This window comes from Streptomyces sp. TAA486, from assembly GCF_000426165.1.
This window is the reverse complement of sequence record NZ_AUEV01000028.1, coordinates 1-3,916: the sequence shown is the minus strand read 5'-3', so window position 1 is coordinate 3,916 and position 3,916 is coordinate 1. Positions and strand designations below refer to the sequence as shown.

The 3,916-nt window shown below is 69.8% G+C and carries 1 protein-coding gene; it reads left to right on the top strand.

All coding sequences use genetic code 11. The features are described from left to right. Nucleotides 1–3,916 (top strand): Ig-like domain-containing protein (locus I004_RS39230; RefSeq protein WP_158677129.1); only part of this gene is annotated, 3,916 nt, incomplete at both ends.

Here is a 3,916-nt window from a genome sequence, read left to right as displayed (position 1 = left end):
AGCCGGTGACGTTCACCGCGACCGTGGCGCCCGTCGCACCAGGGGCGGGCACCCCGACCGGCACCGTCACCTTCGTCCTCGACGGAGCCGGTGTCGTCACAGCGCAGCTCGAAGCCGACGGTACAGCGGCAATGCAGGCCAACTCGCTGACGGTCGGCTCTCATTCGGTGACGGCCACCTACAACGGCGACGGGAACTTCGCGAGTTCGTCGGGCACGGAGACCCATACGGTCGATCCGGCGGCGACTGTTACGGCGGCGACGTCGAATCCGGATCCGACGGTGTTCGGTCAGACGGCCGTCTTCTCCGCCGTAGTGGCCACGGTCGCTCCTGGCGCGGGAGTGCCGACCGGGACCGTCACCTTCGTCATCAGCGACGGACCCACGCTGGTGGGAAGCCTCGACACGAACGGTGTCGCCTCGGTCAGCACGAGCGCACTCCCCGCCGGCAGCCACGCCGTCACCGCCACCTACAACGGGGACGTCAGCCACTCCCCGTCCGAGGCGACCGAAACCCACACTGTCAACCGTGCTTCGACGACCACGGTGCTTGTCTCCACCCCCGACCCGTCCGTCTTCGGGCAGCAGGTCACCTTCACCGTCACGGTCACACCCGTCGCGCCCGGAGCGGGCATGCCCACCGGGACCGTCACCATCTCCGGCAGTGAGGGCGACATCGTCACCTTGCCCCTGGACGCCGACGGCGTCGCGAGGGGTGTCCTCCCCGACTTCCCCACCGGGTCGTACGCCGCCACCGCCATCTACGACGGCGACAGCAACTTCGCGCCCTCCACCGGTGCCGACACGCACGTCATCAACCGTGCTTCGACGACCACGGTGCTTGTCTCCACCCCCGACCCGTCCGTCTTCGGCCAGGACGTCACCTTCACCGCCACGGTCACACCCATCGCGCCGGGAGCGGGAGTCCCCACCGGCACGGTCACCATCACGGACAGCGGAGGTGCGTCGGTCACGCTGCCTCTCGACTCCGGCGGTGTCGCCACCGGCATCCTCCCTGTGTTCCCGCCCGGGTCGTATGCCGCCACCGCCACTTACAACGGCGACAGCAACTTCGCGCCCTCCACCGGTGCCGACACCCACACCATCGAACCCGCAGCCACGACCACCACCGTCAACTCCAGCCCCGATCCGACGGTGTTCGGCCAGACCGCCACCTTCACCGCGACCGTCGCGCCTGTACCGCCGGGTGCGGGGATCCCGACAGGCGCGGTCACCTTCACCATCGACGGAACCACCACTCTCACCGGAACCCTCGACGCCAGTGGCACCGCCACCGTCAGCACCAGCACGCTCCCTGCCGGCAGCCACACGGTCCAGGCCACCTACAGCGGCGACATCGGCTACCTTGCCTCCGACGGCAGCGACACCCACACCGTCGATCCGGCGGACACTGAAACCGTCGTCAACTCCAGCCCGGATCCGTCGGTCTTCGGGCAACCGGTCACCGTCAGGGCGCTGGTGACGACCGTCCCTCCCGGTGACGGAACACCCACCGGCACCGTCACCTTCGCTCTCAGCGGAGGCGGGGATACGACCACCGTCCCGCTGAACCCCGACGGCAGCGCCCAGCTCATCCTCAACTCCCTCCCCGCAGGCAGCCATTCGGTCACCGCCACCTACAACGGCGACGCCGAGCACACCCCGTCGACCGGCACCGACTCGCAGACCGTCCAGGTCGCGACGACGACCGTCACGGTGACCTCCTCCCCCGACCCGTCCACGTTCGGCGAGCCCGTCACCGTCAGCGCGACGGTTTCACCGGTCGCCCCCGGAGCGGGGACCCCGACGGGCACGGTCACCTTCGTCGTCACCGGGACCGGCGGCGGTACCTTCACCGAGGCCCTCGACTCCACCGGCACCGCCCAACTGGCCATCAGTACGCTCGCCTTGGGCTCTCACGCCATCACCGCCACCTACAACGGCGGCACCGACCACCTCTCCTCGACCGGGGCGGATACCCACAGCGTCGAGGTGGAGCCCTCGAACACGACCACGCTCACGTCCGGTCCGGATCCGTCGGTCTTCGGGGAGCCGGTCACTTTTACGGCGACCGTGACCCCGGCACAGCCCGGGCCCGTGCCGACCGGGACCGTCACCTTCACCGTCGTGGGAACCGGCGGAGGCAGCTTCACTCAGCCGCTGGACGCGTCCGGTGCTGCGCAACTCACCCTGGACACCCTGGGTGTCGCGACGCACGCCGCCACGGCGGCCTACGGCGGCGACACCAACTACTCGGCTTCGTCCGGCGCCGACACCCACACCGTCGACTCGGCCGACACGACCACCTCCGTGGCGTCATCGCCCGATCCGACGGTGTTCGGGCAGACGGCTACCTTCACTGCGACCGTCACCCCGGTGCCGCCGGGCGCCGGAACACCGGCCGGCACGGTCACCTTCACCATCGACGGTCCCGGCGGAGGCACGTTCACCGGAACCCTCGACGCCACCGGCACCGCGACCATCAGCACCAGCGCACTCGCCGTCGGCAGCCACACCGTCCAAGCCGCCTACGTCGGGGACAGCAACTACGCCGCATCGACCGGGGCCGACAGCCACACCGTCACCGCCGCCTCGACCACCACCACCGTCAACTCCACGCCCGACCCCTCGGTCTACGGACACGACGTCACCTTCACCGCGACCGTCGCGCCCATCGCACCGGGCGCCGGCACTCCCACCGGCACGGTCACCTTCACCATCGACGGTGGTGCCGCCACCACCGTCGGGGTGGACACCGACGGCATCGCTCGCCTCAGCCTCAACTCCCTGACGGCGGGCGGACATTCGGTGACCGCCACCTATGACGGTGACGCCAACTTCAGTACGTCCACCGGCAGCGACACCCAGACCGTCGCACAGGCGCCGACACAGACCACGGTCGTCAGCACTCCGGACCCCACCGTCTTCGGCCAGACCGTGATCTTCGCCGCGGTGAATGCCCCGCTCTCACCGGGGGCGGGGCCACCCACCGGCACCGTCACCTTCTCCATCAGCGGTGGCCCCACTCTGACGGCGAGCCTCGACGCGTCCGGCATCGCGGTCGTCAGCCTTAGCACACTCTCCGCCGGCACCTACACAATCACTGCCACCTACAACGGCGACGCCAACTTCAGCACCTCCAGCGGCACCGACACCCACACCGTCAGCCCCGCGGCGACCATGACCGTGCTCGCCTCCACTCCCGATCCGTCTGTCTTCGGTGAGGACGTCACCTTCACCGTCACGGTCACACCCATCGCGCCCGGAGCGGGCGTGCCCACCGGGACCGTCACCATCACCGACAACAGAGGTGCGTCGGTGACGCTGCCCCTCGACTCCCAGGGAGTCGCCACGGGCATCATCCCCGCCCTCGAGCCCGGGGCGTACGCGGCCACCGCCACCTACAACGGCGACGCCAACAATCTTCCCTCCAGTGGCAGCGACACCCAGGTCGTCAATCGGGCCGCAACCACGACGACGGTGGCGTCAATGCCGGATCCCTCGGTGGTCGGGCAGCTGGTCACCTTCACCGCCGTCGTGGCCCCTGTCGCGCCCGGAGCCGGAATCCCCACGGGCACCGTCACTTTCACCGAAAGCGGCGGCGGAACCAGCACCGTCCCGCTGGACGCGTCCGGCGTCGCGACCTTCACCTCGGACGCCCTCGCCGTGGGGACCTACAGCGAGACCGCTGTCTACAACGGCGACGCCAACTTCGCCCCCTCCTCCGGCGCCGACACCCACACCGTCGACTCGGCCGACACGACCACCTCCGTCGCGTCATCACCTGACCCGACGGTGTTCGGGCAGCCGGTCACCTTCACTGCGACCGTCACCCCGGTGCCGCCGGGCGCCGGAACACCGGCCGGCACGGTCACCTTCACCATCGACGGAACCACCACCCTCACCGGAACCCTCGA